The sequence below is a fragment of the Bacteroidota bacterium genome, assembly GCA_018831055.1.
Classification (GTDB): domain Bacteria; phylum Bacteroidota; class Bacteroidia; order Bacteroidales; family B18-G4; genus M55B132.
In genome coordinates this window covers 21,242-37,594 of the sequence record JAHJRE010000111.1, presented here as the reverse complement: position 1 = coordinate 37,594, position 16,353 = coordinate 21,242, and the positions used below count along the sequence as shown (strand labels likewise).

15 protein-coding genes are annotated in these 16,353 nt (G+C 46.5%); 10 read left to right on the top strand and 5 right to left on the bottom strand.

The features are described 5' to 3' along the window. Positions 1–96 precede the first annotated feature (96 nt). Complete coding sequence (locus tag KKA81_07140) at positions 97–1,047, bottom strand: Gfo/Idh/MocA family oxidoreductase (GenBank protein ID MBU2650691.1); 951 nt, start codon at positions 1,045–1,047, stop codon at positions 97–99. A 32-nt stretch (positions 1,048–1,079) separates the two neighbouring features. Continuing rightward, positions 1,080–1,676, bottom strand: a complete 597-nt coding sequence (locus KKA81_07135) for an N-acetyltransferase (protein MBU2650690.1) — start codon at positions 1,674–1,676, stop codon at positions 1,080–1,082. Positions 1,677–1,790: 114 nt separating this feature from the next. On the opposite strand from KKA81_07135, the gene ileS reads away from it, so the two are divergent. The 10 genes from ileS to udk all read left to right on the top strand — a co-directional run bounded on the left by ileS (position 1,791) and on the right by udk (position 12,803). Next, positions 1,791–5,168 carry an isoleucine--tRNA ligase gene (ileS, locus tag KKA81_07130; protein ID MBU2650689.1) on the top strand — a complete coding sequence of 1,126 codons (3,378 nt, stop codon included), beginning with the start codon at positions 1,791–1,793 and terminating at the stop codon, positions 5,166–5,168. Positions 5,169–5,197: 29 nt separating this feature from the next. Continuing rightward, on the top strand, positions 5,198–5,605 hold the full coding sequence (locus KKA81_07125; protein MBU2650688.1) for a TraR/DksA family transcriptional regulator: 408 nt from the start codon (positions 5,198–5,200) through the stop codon (positions 5,603–5,605). Further along, positions 5,587–6,210, top strand: a complete 624-nt coding sequence (locus KKA81_07120; GenBank protein MBU2650687.1) for a lipoprotein signal peptidase — start codon at positions 5,587–5,589, stop codon at positions 6,208–6,210. The genes KKA81_07125 and KKA81_07120 overlap by 19 nt, the downstream gene beginning before the upstream one ends. An 893-nt stretch (positions 6,211–7,103) precedes the next feature. Continuing rightward, positions 7,104–7,514 carry a methylmalonyl-CoA epimerase gene (mce, locus tag KKA81_07115; protein MBU2650686.1) on the top strand — a complete coding sequence of 137 codons (411 nt, stop codon included), beginning with the start codon at positions 7,104–7,106 and terminating at the stop codon, positions 7,512–7,514. Between the two features lie 19 nt (positions 7,515–7,533). Next, positions 7,534–9,093 carry an acyl-CoA carboxylase subunit beta gene (locus tag KKA81_07110; protein MBU2650685.1) on the top strand — a complete coding sequence of 520 codons (1,560 nt, stop codon included), beginning with the start codon at positions 7,534–7,536 and terminating at the stop codon, positions 9,091–9,093. Positions 9,094–9,141: 48 nt separating this feature from the next. Then, entirely contained in the window at positions 9,142–9,465 is a 324-nt protein-coding gene (locus tag KKA81_07105; protein MBU2650684.1) for an OadG family protein, read from the top strand. A gap of 4 nt (positions 9,466–9,469) precedes the next feature. Next, positions 9,470–9,892 carry a biotin/lipoyl-binding protein gene (locus KKA81_07100; GenBank protein MBU2650683.1) on the top strand — a complete coding sequence of 141 codons (423 nt, stop codon included), beginning with the start codon at positions 9,470–9,472 and terminating at the stop codon, positions 9,890–9,892. 183 nt (positions 9,893–10,075) lie between these two features. Continuing rightward, a complete protein-coding gene (locus tag KKA81_07095; protein MBU2650682.1) occupies positions 10,076–11,248 on the top strand; it encodes a sodium ion-translocating decarboxylase subunit beta in 1,173 nt (390 codons plus the stop codon). A gap of 123 nt (positions 11,249–11,371) precedes the next feature. Beyond that, positions 11,372–12,154, top strand: a complete 783-nt coding sequence (locus KKA81_07090) for a patatin-like phospholipase family protein (protein MBU2650681.1) — start codon at positions 11,372–11,374, stop codon at positions 12,152–12,154. A gap of 10 nt (positions 12,155–12,164) precedes the next feature. Continuing rightward, positions 12,165–12,803: a uridine kinase gene (gene udk, locus KKA81_07085; GenBank protein ID MBU2650680.1), complete on the top strand. Its 639-nt coding sequence runs from the start codon at positions 12,165–12,167 to the stop codon at positions 12,801–12,803. Here the strand turns inward: udk and KKA81_07080 are convergent. The 3 genes from KKA81_07080 to KKA81_07070 are packed head-to-tail and all read right to left on the bottom strand — an operon-like array spanning position 12,775 to position 16,331. Then, a complete protein-coding gene (locus KKA81_07080; GenBank protein MBU2650679.1) occupies positions 12,775–13,896 on the bottom strand; it encodes a hybrid sensor histidine kinase/response regulator in 1,122 nt (373 codons plus the stop codon). The two genes, udk and KKA81_07080, sit on opposite strands and share 29 nt — an antisense overlap. 55 nt (positions 13,897–13,951) lie before the next feature. Then, a complete protein-coding gene (locus tag KKA81_07075; protein ID MBU2650678.1) occupies positions 13,952–14,401 on the bottom strand; it encodes a response regulator in 450 nt (149 codons plus the stop codon). A 4-nt stretch (positions 14,402–14,405) separates the two neighbouring features. Continuing rightward, entirely contained in the window at positions 14,406–16,331 is a 1,926-nt protein-coding gene (locus KKA81_07070) for a PAS domain S-box protein (GenBank protein MBU2650677.1), read from the bottom strand. Positions 16,332–16,353: the final 22 nt, after the last annotated feature.

Sequence of the window (16,353 nt, the reverse complement as noted above, 5' to 3'; positions counted from 1 at the left end):
TATATGGTTATATGGTTATATGGTTGCTGGGTACTGGGAACTGGTTGCTGAACTTTCCTAACCCCTAACCCCTAATCCCTAATCCCTAACTCCGCTTCATTTTCCTGCCAGCGGATGATAGTCTCCTCTCAGTCCGACGGGTTTGGAGTTACGGATGCCGTAGACGATCTCTATGCTGGTGCGTGCGTCTTCCATGCTGAATCCTTTGTCTTGCAGGATTTGTTCATAGAGGCGGGTATGGAGGTCGGTGAAGCCGTCGCTGAATTCCAGTTCCTTACCTTCGATGGTGATGGAGCGGAAGGTTCTCTGTCCTTTTTTTATGGCTTCATCGGGTAGGGTTTCGGGGTCAAGGCTTAGGAACCAGCGTACTCTTGCTTTTTTCAGCATGAGGAAACCGGCTGCTTTATCGCGTTCAGAGATATGAACGGTGTTTTCCCGCACCTCACCGAAGATCCAGGTTAGCATATCGAAGAAATGTACGCCGATATTAGTGGCTACACCACCTGATTTTTCGATATCGCCTTTCCATGACATGTAGTACCAGTGGCCGCGGCTGGTGATATAGGTAAGGTCGATGTCGTAAATCTTGTCGGCAGGACCGTTTTCTATTTCCTGTTTCAATGCGACGATAGCCGGATGCAGCCTTACCTGGAGGATGTTAAAGATCCTCTTGCCGCTTTCATTTTCCAGTTCCTGGAGGGCATCAACGTTCCATGGGTTCAGTACGATGGGTTTTTCGCATATGGCATGGGCTTCATTACGCAGTGCCAGACGAATATGGGCATCATGCAGATAATTTGGTGAGCAGATGCTGACATAATCCACCTTTCGCTCGCCTTTGCGGCGCAGCTTATCCAGGTGGCGGTCGAAACGCTCCGTCTCAACAAAGAAATCCGCTTCCGGGAAATAGCTGTCGATAATACCTACACTGTCGTTTTTATCGAGCGCTGCAATAAGCACATTACCGGTGTCTTTAATGGCTTTCATATGCCTCGGGGCTATGTAGCCGGCTGCACCGATGAGGGCAAAGTTCTTTGTGTTTGACATGTGTTTGGGGTTTAGGGATTAGGGATTAGGGATTAGGGTTTAGGGTTTAGGGGGGTTATTTTTTTTACTTTTCCGTTTTTTAGTTCGTATTTTTCGTTGCTTTCGGGGCAGGTGGCGATGCCGGTGTTATCAAAATGCAGGCGGTGGCCGTATTCACTCATCCAGCCGATAAGGCGGGCCGGGTTACCTACCATCAGGGCATAGGGCAGGACTTCCTTTGTCACTACCGCGCCGGCGCCGATAAAAGCATACTCGCCGATATCGTGTCCGCAAACAATGGTAGCGTTGGCCCCGATGGAAGCTCCCTTTTTTACTATTGTTTTAACGTACTGATCGCGACGGATGACCGCGCTGCGCGGATTGATGATATTGGTGAAAACCATGGATGGTCCCAGGAAGACATCGTCTTCACATATAACCCCGGTGTAAATCGATACATTGTTTTGTACTTTTACATTGTTACCCAGGATGACATCCGGGGAGATGACCAAGTTCTGGCCGATGTTGCACTTCTCGCCAAGCCTGCAATTCGGCATGATATGAGAGAAATGCCAGATTTTCGTTCCCTTGCCAATGATACAACCTTCATCGATCACCGCGGTCTCGTGTGCGAAATATTCTTTGTCCATATATATACCCTTTAGCGCCGCAAAGATAGGTATTGATGCTTTCAACTTCGTGAAAATCTTAATATAATTTACTACTTTTGCAGCCAATTTCGTTAAAGCAGCAGGAAATTCCGAATGAAAAAGAGATACAGGGAATACAAAAAATTAGATCTGACGGCCATCGCGAAGGAGGTTGGCGCTTCCTGGAAAAAAGAAGACATTTTTCACAGGAGCATGGAGCAAACCCGTGGCAATGAGCCTTTTGTGTTTTATGAAGGACCGCCTTCCGCCAATGGTAAACCGGGCATCCATCACGTGATGGCCAGGGCCATCAAAGACCTCTTCTGCCGTTACAAAACAATGAAAGGCCATTATGTTGAACGTATGGCCGGATGGGATACCCATGGTCTTCCGGTGGAGATACAGGTGGAGAAGATCCTGGGAATCACCAAGGAAGATATCGGCACTAAGATTTCCGTTGAGGATTACAACAAAGCCTGCCGCAAGGAGGTCATGCAGTTCAAAGACCTTTGGGACAGTCTCACCGAAGAGATGGGATACTGGGTTGACCTGGATCATCCCTATATCACTTTTCACAACAAGTATATTGAGACGGTATGGTACCTGCTGAGCCGTTTGTATGAAAAGGGTCTTCTTTACAAGGGTTATACGATACAGCCCTATTCACCGGCTGCCGGCACGGGTCTGAGTTCGCATGAGCTGAACCTGCCGGGGTGTTACCGGGATGTTAAGGACTCGACGGTTGTGGCCCAGTTTCGCGTGATACGCAATGAGCAGAGTGAGTTCCTGTTCCAGGATGCTCACGGAGATGTGTTTTTCCTGGCGTGGACCACAACACCCTGGACCCTGCCCTCAAATACTGCATTGGCTGTCGGGAAAAAGATTGATTATCTCTGCGTAAAGACTTTTAATCCATATACGAACCTGCCAATCACCGTCATCCTGGCTAAAGAGCTCCTGGGAAAGTATTTTCCTGAAAAGAATTCGGAGCTAAGACTGGAAGAATACGAAGCGGGGCAGAAAAACATACCCTTTCATGTTTGCGGGGAGTATAAAGGAAACAAGCTAAAAGGCATTCGATATGAGCAGCTTTTGCCCTATGCCCAGCCGGAAGACGGCGATGCTTTTCGGGTGGTGACGGGTGATTTTGTCACAACCGATGAAGGTACGGGCATAGTACATATTGCGCCCAGTTTTGGAGCCGACGACTTCAAGGTAGGCCGGGAGAATGGGATAGGATCCCTCACCATGGTCAATAAAAACGGGCAGTTTGTTGAGGCTATGGGAGAATTTGCAGGAAGGTTTGTCAAGAATGAGTATGACCCATCCTGGAACCCGGAAAACCCGGTAGAGACGGTGGATGTAGACATTATCGTCAAGCTGAAGAAGGAGAATAAGGCTTTTAAGACGGAGAAATACGAACACAGTTACCCGCATTGCTGGCGTACCGACAAGCCCATCCTGTATTATCCGCTGGATAGCTGGTTTATCCGCACTACGGCCTTTAAAGACAAGATGATAGAGAAGAACCTCGCGATCAACTGGAAGCCGCCTGCTACCGGGATAGGCCGTTTCGGGAACTGGCTGGAGAATCTGGTCGACTGGAACCTGAGCCGTTCCAGGTACTGGGGAACACCTTTGCCCATCTGGCGGACTGAAGACGGAGAAGAGGCTATTTGTATCGGTTCGGCGGAGCAACTGAAAAAGGAGATCGAAAAATCGGTGAAAGCCGGGTTTATGAAGTCCAATCCTCTTGAGAAGTTTGTTCCGGGCGATTTCACGGAAGAGAATTACAATACCTTTGACCTGCACCGTCCTTTTGTTGACGAGATCATCCTGGTATCGCCTTCAGGAAAAAAGATGGTGCGGGAGGCAGACCTTATCGACGTTTGGTTTGATTCGGGTTCCATGCCTTATGCGCAGTTCCATTATCCATTTGAGAACGGGGAGAAGTTCAAAACCAGCTTCCCGGCCGACTTTATTGCGGAAGGGGTTGACCAGACCCGCGGTTGGTTCTTCACGCTGCATGCCATTGCCGTGATGCTGTTCGATGATGTTTCTTATAAGACTTGTGTTTCGAACGGGTTGGTCCTCGACAAGAACGGGAATAAGATGTCGAAACGCCTCGGCAACGCGGTGGATCCTTTCGAGACCATTCATAAGTTTGGTCCGGATGCTACCCGTTGGTATATGATGACCAACTCACAGCCCTGGGATAACCTGAAGTTTGATCTTGACGGCATACAGGAGGTGGTGCGCAAGTTTTTCGGAACGCTTTACAATAGTTACACATTTTTTGCTCTTTACGCGAACATAGACGGCTTTGATTATCATGAGGAAGAGATCCCCATTGCTCTGAGGCCGGAGATAGACCGCTGGATTCTTTCGGAGCTGAACTCGCTGATATCTTTTGTTGACGCCTGTTACGCGGATTATGAGCCAACCCGTGCCGGCCGTGCTATTGCCGATTTCGTTGACGAGCATCTCAGCAACTGGTATGTGAGGTTAAGCCGCAGGCGTTTCTGGAAGGGGGATTATTCGCAGGATAAAATATCCGCTTATCAGACCTTGTACACCTGCCTGGAGACCCTGGCAAGTTTATCGGCACCCATTGCACCATTTTACATGGATCGCTTATACACCGATCTTAATCAGGTAACAGGGAAGCAGGAAAGCGTTTCTGTGCATCTGGTGCCCTTCCCGGTGGCTGATGAGGGATTAATTGACCGTGACCTGGAAGAAAGGATGGAGCTGGCCCAGAAGTTTTCTTCTATGGTATTGTCGCTCAGGAAGAAATCGAACATCAGGGTACGCCAGCCATTGAACAAGATCATGATACCCGTGAACAATGAGCGATTTCTGGCACATCTGAAGGCAGTGGAGAACCTTATTTTGTCGGAGGTGAATGTGAAAGAGGTGGAATACCTGACAGAAGGAACCGGCATTCTTGTGAAGAAGATCAAGCCTGATTTCAAGAAGCTGGGTCCACGATACGGGAAGATGATGAAGGAGATCGCGGCGGCCATTGGAAAGTTCACTCAGGAAGACATCTCCAGGATTGAAGACGAAGGAAGCTACAAGCTGGAGGTTGCAGGGCAGGAAGCGGAGATACTGTTGGATGATGTTGAGATCATCACGGAGGATATACCGGGATGGCTTATTGCCAATATGAATCATCTGACGGTAGCTCTTGACATCACTGTCACCGAGGAATTACGGCAGGAAGGGATAGCCCGCGACCTGGTGAACCGTATCCAGAACCTGCGTAAAGACAATGGTTTCGAGGTTACGGATAAAATTCGTATTCAAATTCTGACAAATGATTTCCTGGATCAGGCAATCAGGCAGAATTTTTCATATATTTGTTCAGAAACCTTAGCCGAATCCCTCGATATAGTTGAAAATATGGATAATACGGCAGGAGTTGAGATAGAACTTGCCGATGATATCAGGGCACAGGTAGCTATTGAGAAAGCTGATCAGAGTAATTAATATCAGAAACAATTGTAATCTACATACACATGAACGTTAACAGCAAACCCAGTGAGGAACAGGCCAAGACGAGGTACTCGGATGAAGAGTTGGAGGAATTCAGGCAACTGATCCTTCAGAAACTGGATAAGGCCCGGCGTGATCTTGAGATGCTCACAAATGCATTCACCAATGCCGATGAACACGGAACCGACGATACATCACCTACATTCAAGATACTTGAAGAAGGTTACCAGGTAATGTCGAAGGAAGAAAACAGCCGTTTGGCCGCCAGGATCAGCAAATTCATACAGAATCTCGAGAATGCACTGATCAGGATTGAGAACAAAAGCTACGGGATTTGCCGGGCTACCGGTAAGCTTATCTCCAAGGAAAGGTTGCGCAGCGTGCCTCATGCAACTTTGAGCATAGAAGCAAAATTGATGGAGAAGAAGTGAAAAGAGTCCTTCTGCTGGTATTGGTTATTTTGATCGTTGACCAGGTCTTTAAGGTCTGGATCAAAACGAATATGTACATGGGTCAGGAGTTTTCGGTGATCGGGAACTGGTTCCTTATTCATTTCACCGAAAACGAAGGCATGGCTTTTGGGATGAAGTTCGGTGGGGAAGCCGGAAAACTTATCCTGAGCATATTCCGAATTATTGCAGTAGTCTTTATAGGTTTTTATTTATATTATCTTACCAGGAAAAAGCATCCTTTTGGCCTGGTAATAAGTTTTGCTCTCATCTTTGCCGGGGCGCTGGGCAATATCATCGACAGCGCCTTTTACGGGTTGTTGTTCAGTGCCAGCAGTTATCACCAGATAGCTGTTTTCCTTCCTGAAGGAGGTGGCTATGCCGGTTTTCTCCACGGGAAGGTTGTGGATATGTTATACTTTCCTATCATAGAAGGCCGATTCCCGCAATGGATGCCTTTCTGGGGCGGGGATTCATTTATCTTTTTCCGGCCTGTATTCAATATTGCAGATTCGTCTATTACCATCGGGGTACTCATGTTGATTGTGTTTCAGAGGAAGTTTTTTGGGAAGAAGAGTGGGGGGTGATGCTGGGTGCTGGGTACTGGGTGCTGGGTACTGGGGGCTGGGGGAAAGTTCAATGGTATTAGCCGACATTCACATTTGTAATTGACAATTGACACTGACAAGTGACAATTTTATTTGTCCATTTCCAGTTGTCAATTTTAAAATTTGCATATCAATACTTTCAGGTTAGAAATAGCTCAGTTATTAACATTAAAAATATTCCGCCCCTACGGGGCTTTGGACCAGGGCCATCGCCTATTTTCTATAAATATGTCGCCCCTACGGGGCTTCGGGATGTGACCTGTGATCATTTTACTACCAATATGTCGCCCCTACGGGGCTTTGGAACACGATCGTCGCTGATTATGCTATAAATATGCCGCCCCTACGGGGCTTGTAAGGTGGATTGCAATTATTAACCTATTCTGTATTTGTTTGCGGTAAAGTTAATTACCTTGATAAACCCAGCCCCTTTAGGGGCGGTATATTTATAGAAATAAGGGAACCAAACAGAATGGAAGCCCCGTAGGGGCGAAATATTTGTTCTTAACATCATAAAATTGAAATTCGTGTTAACCCATAGATCCTGGGATAACGTGACGACAATCATTATGCAATAAAAACGCCTCTACAGGGCTTTGGTTTATCATATGAATATTGTTTTCCACAATTATAAAGCTATTGTAAAACGTTATCTAATAACCAGCCCCGTAGGGGCGCCCCTCCGGTAGCATAATGGACGCGAATCGTTTTCCGGAACCCCGTAGGGGTGATACTAATAAACAGATGACTTCTGCCTGGATAACCGTGTTTACTTAATTGTTCCATAATACTCCAGATAAAGTATTTCATAAAGATCATTTCTTACCACAATTTTTATACTTTTGTGAAAAATTTCACAAACAATTATTGACATGGAACTATCTCACATTGAACATATTGGTATTGCCGTAAGGAATTTGGACGAGGCAATACCCTATTATGAGAATGTTTTGGGTTTACGGTGTTATGCCATAGAGGAGGTTACTGACCAGAAGGTAAAAACGGCTTTTTTCAAGGTAGGGCAGACGAAGCTGGAGTTGCTGGAGTCGACGGATCCGGAGGGGCCTATCGGGAAGTTCATTGAGAAGCGGGGGGAAGGCATACATCATATAGCTTTCGCGGTGAAAGACCTGGAGGAGCGTTTGCAGGAGGCGGAGAAAAAGGGTGTCAGGCTTATAGATGAGAAGCCCAGGAAAGGTGCTGAGGGGCTTGATATAGCCTTTTTGCATCCGAAGTCTACCTTTGGGGTATTGACAGAATTTTGCGAAGACAAGAAAAAATAAACGCAATTATTTATATATCATGGCGATAGAAGACAAGATCAAGCGTTTGCTGGATTTGAGGGCAGAAGCAAAAATGGGTGGAGGCCCAAAGCGCATTGAAGCCCAGCATCAGCAAGGGAAGCTGACAGCGAGAGAGCGTCTGGAATTGTTGCTTGACGACGGTTCCTTTGAGGAATACGACATGTTCATGACGCACAGGACAACGGATTTCGGGCTGGCCGACAAGCAAATCCTTTCCGATGGGGTAGTAACCGGTCACGGCACCATTGATGGAAGGGTGGTTTATGTTTTTTCCCAGGATTTCACGGTATTTGGCGGATCTCTTTCAGAGACCTTTGCACTGAAGATCTGTAAGGTGATGGACCAGGCCATGAAGGTTGGTGCTCCCCTGATCGGGATCAACGACAGTGGAGGAGCAAGGATACAGGAAGGAGTGAGATCGCTGGCCGGTTATGCTGAGATCTTTGAACGGAACATTCTGGCTTCCGGCCTTATTCCGCAGATATCCGCAATTTTCGGACCCTGTGCCGGCGGAGCTGTTTACTCGCCTGCTCTCACCGATTTTATCATTATGAGCGAGAAGAACAGTTACATGTTCGTTACCGGTCCGAAAGTTACCAAAACCGTTACCGGTGAGGAAATCAGCGTTGAGGATCTGGGAGGTGCAGAGGTGCATGGTAAGAAATCCGGTGTGGCTCATTTCATTGCGGAGGACGAAAAAGAAGGGATCATGCTGATTCGTAAACTGTTGAGTTATCTTCCGCAAAACAATCTTGAGGATCCTCCCGTGGTGGAATGCAATGATCCGATCAACCGTCTGGAAGATTATCTGAACGAGATCATACCTGCTGATCCAAACAAACCCTATGATGTGCTGGATATTATCCATGCCATCGTGGATGAAGCGGAGTTCCTTGAGATACAGCGTAACTATGCCCGGAATATCATAACCGGATTTGCCCGTTTCGATGGTATGCCGGTAGGTATAGTGGCCAATCAGCCGAATTTCCTGGCCGGTGTGCTCGACATCAATGCCTCCAGGAAGGCAGCCCGTTTTGTACGTTTTTGCGATGCCTTCAACATTCCCATTATCACTTTGGTTGACGTACCCGGTTTTCTTCCCGGCAGCACTCAGGAATACGGGGGTATTATCATTCATGGCGCCAAGCTGATGTTTGCTTATGGCGAAGCTACTGTTCCCAAGATCACCATCACATTGCGAAAATCATATGGTGGAGCGCATGATGTGATGAGTTCAAAGCAGCTCAGGGGTGATATCAATTATGCCTGGCCATCGGCTGAGATAGCGGTTATGGGTCCTGCCGGCGCCGTTGAGATCCTGGAAGGTAAAAACATTAAAGAGATTGAGGATCCTGAAGAAAGGAGTGCTTTTGTACAGCGCAAGGAACAGGAATATAAGGATAAATTTGCCAATCCTTATGAAGCAGCCCGTTACGGGTATATCGACGATATCATCGAACCCCGTAATACGCGATTCCGGATCATCAGGGCACTGAGGGTCCTTGCTACAAAGAAGGAAGTCAATCCTCTCAAAAAACATGGTAATATACCTTTATAATTAGTTAATATGATTATTCTTGATGCAGGAATAGATTTCGGGGCGATCATGGAACAGGGGCTGATCATTGCCGTTGTGGGGTATGTGACGGTTTTCCTGGCCCTGGTAGTGTTATACCTCGTGTTTACATATATTGCCAAGGCATACAAATTGCAGATCCGTCAAAAGCTTATGAGGCGGGGCATCAGGGTGGACGAATGTTGCGAGGAGATTTTTATTTCAGGAGACGTGATCGCAGCTATCAGCACGGCTTTGTATATGACGTATATGCTTCATGATGAAGAAAGCAAAGTAATTACCATTAAAAGGGTATCACGGATGTATTCTCCATGGAGTTCAAAGATATACGGTGTAAGAAATTTTAAGAAATAAGTATATGAAACGTTTCAAGTTTTCCATACGTGGACATGATTATGAGGTGGAGGTCAAGAGCCTGGAGGGTAATTATGCAGAGATTGAAGTAAACGGGACGGTTTATGAAGTGGAGCTGCTTCGCGAGGTCAGTGAGACCAAGACGCCAAAGCTGGTGCGTAAGCCCGTGGTTTTAGAAAAGGGAGCCGGTGAGATCAAAAAGGATGAAGTCGCGCTCTTCAGGGTGAAGGCACCACTTCCCGGGACTATCATGCATATCCTGGTAAAACCGGGCGATAAAGTTGCCAAAGGAGATAAATTGCTGATTTATGAGGCCATGAAAATGGAGAACAATATCCTGGCCGAAAAAGACGGCACCATCAGGTCTATAAAGGTTACTCCCGGGCAGAATGTATTACAGGACGATATACTCTTAGAAATTGAATAAACCATGCCAGTCCGCAAAGCGTTAACCATACTTGTAATTTTAGCCATCCTTGCTGTATTGAATGCACTTGTGGTGCAGGGAGATTCGCTGCAGGTACAGGATACGGTATCTGTCACTGAATCGGTGGTGGATAACGGATCTGCTGAACAAACGAGGTCTGCAACAACACAGGGATTTTCCCCTATGGACGGGGTCAGGAAATTCATCAGTTTCACGGGTTTTGCTAATGCCACACCGGGGCATTTCGTGATGATCCTGGTGGGTCTGATCTTCATATTTTTGGCGATACGATATGATTATGAGCCATTGCTCCTGATACCAATCGGTACAGGGATCATCATCGGGAATGTTCCTTTCTTCCAGGCGCCGGGCATCAATCTGCAGTTAGGGATCTACCAGGATGGGAGCGTTCTGAATTACCTGTACTACGGAGTTACCAAGGGTATTTATCCTCCTTTGATCTTTCTGGGTATTGGGGCCATGACGGACTTCTCCTCGCTGATATCCAGCCCGAGGCTTGTTTTGCTTGGAGCCGCTGCACAGGTCGGTATCTTTCTTACCCTTCTGGGAGCGTTGATATTGGGTTTTAACATGCCGGAAGCGGCGTCCATAGGTATTATCGGGGGTGCCGACGGTCCCACGGCTATCTTTCTTTCTTCCAAGCTGGCCAACGGAGGCATTGTTAACGGCATACAGACCGCGAACCTGATAGGACCCATCGCGATCGCAGCTTATTCATATATGGCGCTGGTTCCGGTGATACAACCACCCATCATGCGATTGCTTACCAGCAAAAGGGAAAGGGTGATCAGGATGAAACCACCGCGATCTGTATCGAAGATTGAAAAGATATCTTTCCCTATTGTAGGTTTGATACTTACTACCTTCATTTCTCCCGGTGCATTGCCACTTCTGGGGATGTTGTTTTTTGGCAACATCCTGAAAGAAAGCGGTGTGACCCGCAGGCTGGCCGATACCGCGAAAAATTCTCTGATTGATATCGTTACGATTGTATTGGGATTGACGGTAGGAGCATCAACACAAGCGGATGTGTTCATCACATCACAATCTATTCTGATTTTTGTGCTTGGCGCATTGTCATTCATGGTCGCCACCGCCGGGGGCATTATCTTTGCCAAGGTGATGAATCTTTTCCTTCCCTCACACAACAAGATCAATCCTCTGGTGGGAGCCGCCGGTGTATCGGCAGTACCTGACAGTGCAAGGGTAGTGCAGAATGAGGGATTAAAAGCCGACCCATCCAATCATCTTCTGATGCACGCCATGGCACCCAATGTGGCCGGAGTGATTGGCTCTGCAGTGGCAGCGGGGATATTAATGAGTTTTTTGATGTAAGAGCAGACTGAAGGCGTCAGGTTGCAGGTCACAGGTTGCAGGCTGCAGAACTCGTGCAAGCTTTTACACGTAACCTGTACCTTGTAACCTGAAGCCTGCCACATTTTTTGTTACCTTTGAACCATGTCATCATCAAAAGATAAGACCGGCATTGTGCTTTGCGGGGGTGGGGTGCGGGGACTTGCACAGATCGGCGTTTTGGCTGCCCTTGAGGGGAACGGGATACGGCCGGATTATATTTCGGGTTCGAGCATTGGGGCCGTTATCGGTGCATTTTATGCAGCAGGTTATTCGCCGTTGGAGATGCTGGAGATATCCAAGAGCAGCAGTATGCTGAAGGTGTTCCAGCTGGGTTTCAGGAAGAGTGGTATCAGCAACCTGAAATACCTTCATAATCTCCTGAAGAGGTATCTGCCCGGGGATTCCTTTGAGAGTCTGAAAAAGCAGCTATTTGTTTGTGTTTCCAACCTGAATACCGGGAAGTTCGAGATACGGAACAGCGGGAAGCTTTATCCCTATATCCTGGCATCGGCTGCAGTACCTTTGGTTTTCGAGGCCCAGGAAATTGATGGGCAACTATATGTTGACGGAGGTTTGCTAAACAACTTCCCTCTTGAGCCATTGGAGGAATTATGCACAAAGACCATAGGTATATTTGTTCATGACCACCGGCCTGTGGGTATGGCAACATTAAAAAACTGGCAGGATATTGCCAACCGTTGCCTGAGTCTGGCTTTACACCAGAATTCAAAGCATAACCTGGCATCCTGCAACATCCTGATTGAACCGGAGAAAGCCTATGATTACGGTGTTTTCAGGAAGAAGACGGATGAAGAGCTTTTCCGGATCGGGTACGATAAGACGAATATGATGATGGACGATATTAAGAAAGCAATACTATCCTGAAAATACGATTATGCTGATCATTGGAATAGCGGGGGGCTCCGGCTCCGGAAAAACAACGGTAGTAAACCGGATAGCGGAGCAGCTTCCGCAGGGATCCCTGGCCCTTATTTCCCAGGATGCATATTACCGGGATCAGAGTTTCCTGACCCCGGAAGAGAAGAAGGAGATCAATTTCGACCACCCCTCTTCCATTGAATTTCCCCTGCTGATAGATCACCTGGGTAAGCTCAGGCGGGGGGAAGCCATTGAGATGCCGGTATATTCTTACATTTCCTGTTCAAGGTCGGATGCAACCATAGCGGTGGAACCGCGAAGCATTCTTATCGTGGAGGGCATACTCATCTTTACCCATGAGGAGCTGCGTTCGTTATTTGATATTAAAGTCTTTGTTGATGCGGAGCCCGACGACCGGCTGATACGAATCATGACCAGGGATATGCAGGAAAGGGGCAGGGATGTGAACGACGTGCTGCGGCATTACCAGAAATTCGTGAAACCCATGCATCTTCAGTTTATTGAGCCGTCAAAACGTTATGCCGACATTATCATCCCTCAGGGTGGGCAGAACCATATTGCCGTAGACATTGTAGCTTCCAGGATCAGGCAGGGCCTGGAGGATGTCAGCTTTTCGCAGGCAGAACCACGGTAAATTTACTTCCTTTACCGGGTTCGCTTTCCACCAGAATATCGCCTTTGTTAATGGTGATAAATTCCTTGCAAAGAATCAAGCCAAGGCCGGTACCCAACTCTCCGGCCGTCCCGGGTGTGCTTTTGTTTTCTTCCACCTTGAAAAGTTTATCCATTGTTTTCTGGGTCATTCCTACGCCTGTGTCTGCAATGGACAGGTAAATACTATTATTGTCAAGATGGCCTTCAATGCTGATTTTTCCTTCGGGCTGAGTGAATTTTATAGAATTCATCATGAGATTACGGATAACCGTATCAACCATATTAATATCGGCAAACGCCGGTAATTCCTGGTTCAGGCATGATGTTATTTCAATGTTTTTACCATCAGCCGATTGCTTAAGCAAACCGATGGTTCGGTTTACCAGGTCACAAATATTAAAGGAACTAGGATTGATTTCTATGGTTCCCCGTTGGATACGTGACCATTGCAAGAGATTTTCGATCAGCTTGAAAGTATTTTCCGATGAATCCTTGATCATTCCGATGTATTCTTTCTTGGTATCGTCGTCGAGATCATTGTAATGTTTGAGAAGGATATCGGAAAGGCTTAATAATGCTGTAAAAGGACTACGCAGGTCGTGTGCGATGATGGAGAAGAACTTATCTTTGGTAGCATTGGATTTGCGTAGTTCCGCCTCACTTTCTTTTAACCGCAACTGGGCTTTTTTATGTTCCATCGCATAACGAATGGAACGGCCCAGCACAGAAGCATTGATCCTGCCTTTGATAAGATAGTCGGAGGCTCCGTCTTTAAGTGCTTGCGAATCGATTTCAAAATCATCCTGTCCGGTCAGCATGATTACAGGGATATGGTCATAGTTTTCTTTTATATGTTTGATTACCTCAAGACCTGTTTCCATACCCAGGCGGAAATCGCAAAGGCAAATATCAAATTGTTTTTCAGGAAGTATTTCTCTTGCAAGAGCAGGATTTGAGGCCCAATGTATATCAAATTTATAATGAGGAATTTCTTCCAGGATATCCCGGGTGATGAGAAGATCATCTTCGTCATCTTCAACCAATAAAAGCCGGATATTTTTTATTTCCTGCATAATAAAACCACTTAACGTTGTAAATATATAAAGTTATGCGGAAAAATAATAATTATCATTTTTCCGGTAGTCTGACTATTTCGAACCAGTATTCACCAAGTTTCTTTATTACATCAACCAGTCCGTTGAAAGTAACCGGTTTGGAGATGAATGAATTTGCTCCAAGGTGATACGTTCTGAGGATATCTTCCTCGGCCTTGGAGGTAGTGAGTATGATAACCGGGATATTCCGCAGTTCTTCATTTTCCTTTATTTCTTTAAGAGCCTGACGGCCGTCTTTTCTGGGCATGTTCAGGTCGAGCAGGATAATGCCGGGCCTTGGGGATGATTCCGGATTGGTATATTTTCCTTTCCGGTTGAGATAATCCATCAGTTCCTCACCGTCTTCAACCAGGTGCAATTCGTTATTGAGATGGCTTTCCTCCAGGGCTTCCCGGGTCATCAGTCGGTCGTCGGGATCATCATCGGCCATGAGGATCACAATTTTTTGCTGTTTTTGTTCCATGGGTTTACTGTTGATTTTGGTTAATATCAGAAATGGGTTGCGGATCGGGTGGTTTAACAGGCAATGTAATGGTAAACAAAGAGCCTTCACCGGGTGTACTGGTTGCGGTGATTTCGCCTTTATGTCTAATTACTATTTTTTTACAAATAGCAAGTCCAATACCGGTTCCTTCGTATTCGTTTCGTCCGTGCAGGCGTTGGAAAGGCTGGAAGATCTTGTCTGCATAGCTTTCATCAAAACCAATCCCGTTATCACGGATTTTCATTATACAGTGTCCGTTTTTTCTTTCTCCTGTGATGGTAACCAGGGGAGGTACATCGGGTTTATGATATTTCAGTCCGTTGCCCACTATATTGGTAAGCAACTGCCGTAGTTGTATCTTGTCTCCCTTTATTACCGGGAGCTTTGATATTTCCACTTTACCATTTTCTTTGGCTATTCTTGCTTCCAGATCGGATAGTACCTCCTCCATCACCACATTGAGGTCGGTTTCGGTGAAGGGGTTCGGACGAGTGGTTACACGGGAAAAGGATAGCAGGTCGTTGATCATTTCCTGCATGCGTTTGGCGGCCGATTGCATTCTCAACATATAATCCTGACCGCGCTCATCGATAGTATTACCGTATTTCTCCAGGAGACGGTCACCAAAGGCCTGTATCTTACGAAGAGGTTCCTGAAGGTCGTGGGAGGCGATGTAAGCAAATTGCTCCAGTTCGGTATTTGACCGTTGCAGTTCTTCCATGAATTTCTCCAGTTTTCTGCGGATCTCTTTTCTTTCGGTGATGTCGGAGTGAATTCCCAAAAACCCTATTGGTTTTCCATGATCGTCTCTTACCACATCAACATGGAGATATATGTCGATGATCTTTCCGTCTTTACTTTTCATCTGTACCTCACCGGTCCAGGATTTGCCTTCATCGTTGGCATCATCGATTTCCTTCCGGATATTTTCATCAATAATCAGAGCCCCGGGTGTTCCGATTCCCTGGTATTCACTAAGCGCATAACCCAGAAGGTCGACCAGTGCATGATTGATAAAAATCATGTTACCCTCGATATTAGCAAGCCCTATTCCTTCTTCAGAGTTTTCAACCGCTTTTTTTATCCTGAGGAGCATACGGTCTTTTTCGAGGATTTCGGTCACGTCTTCAAAAATCTCTATACCACCGATAATATTACCCTGCAAATCCCTGAGATAATCAATATTCTTCAAGGCATTTCTTTCTTCACCGTTTTTTGTTATAAAGGTACATTCCCTCTTGGAAATAGGCTTTTTCATGTTTGTGTTCAGTAAACCGCAATTCTGGCGGCAAGGATCTTTGGCAAAGAAGGTGCAGTGTTTTCCGATGACTTCCTCCGGTTTATACCCGGTGATCTCTTCTGCGCGCTTGTTCCAGCTTCTGATTATCCGGTTGTTATCCACGGTATAAACGGCACTGGGGACAGTCTGGAGAAGGAGTTCCGCATAGTCTTTCTTTTCCCGGAGTTCTTCCTGGGTTTTCTTTTCATTGGAGATGTCCCTGGCAATACCTTGAATCTCCGTTACTTTCCCTTTCTGGAAAATTGGGGAGATACTAATGTGTATGGGAACGATTTTCCCGTCTTTTCTGAGGGCATCTACCTCCACGGCCGTTATGCTTTCTCCTGCAATTGCTTTCCGCAGGGTCTCCCTGACCCTCATATGTTCATGTGGCGCATAATATTTGCTGAACCAGGAGCCCATTGCTTCAGCCGGGCTATATCCGAGTATTGTTTCCGTGGCCGGAGAGGCATAGGTGACCTTACCCAGGAGGTTAATATGAAAGATCATATCCGGACTGATCTCGGCAATGATACGGTATCTTTCCTCGCTGAGGATTTTGGTTTCCAGCTCGGTTGACAGAGCTTTAACCTGTCTTTTAAGATCTTCCGTTGTTGGATTTGTTGTCATAATATATCAATTAATCCGGGAT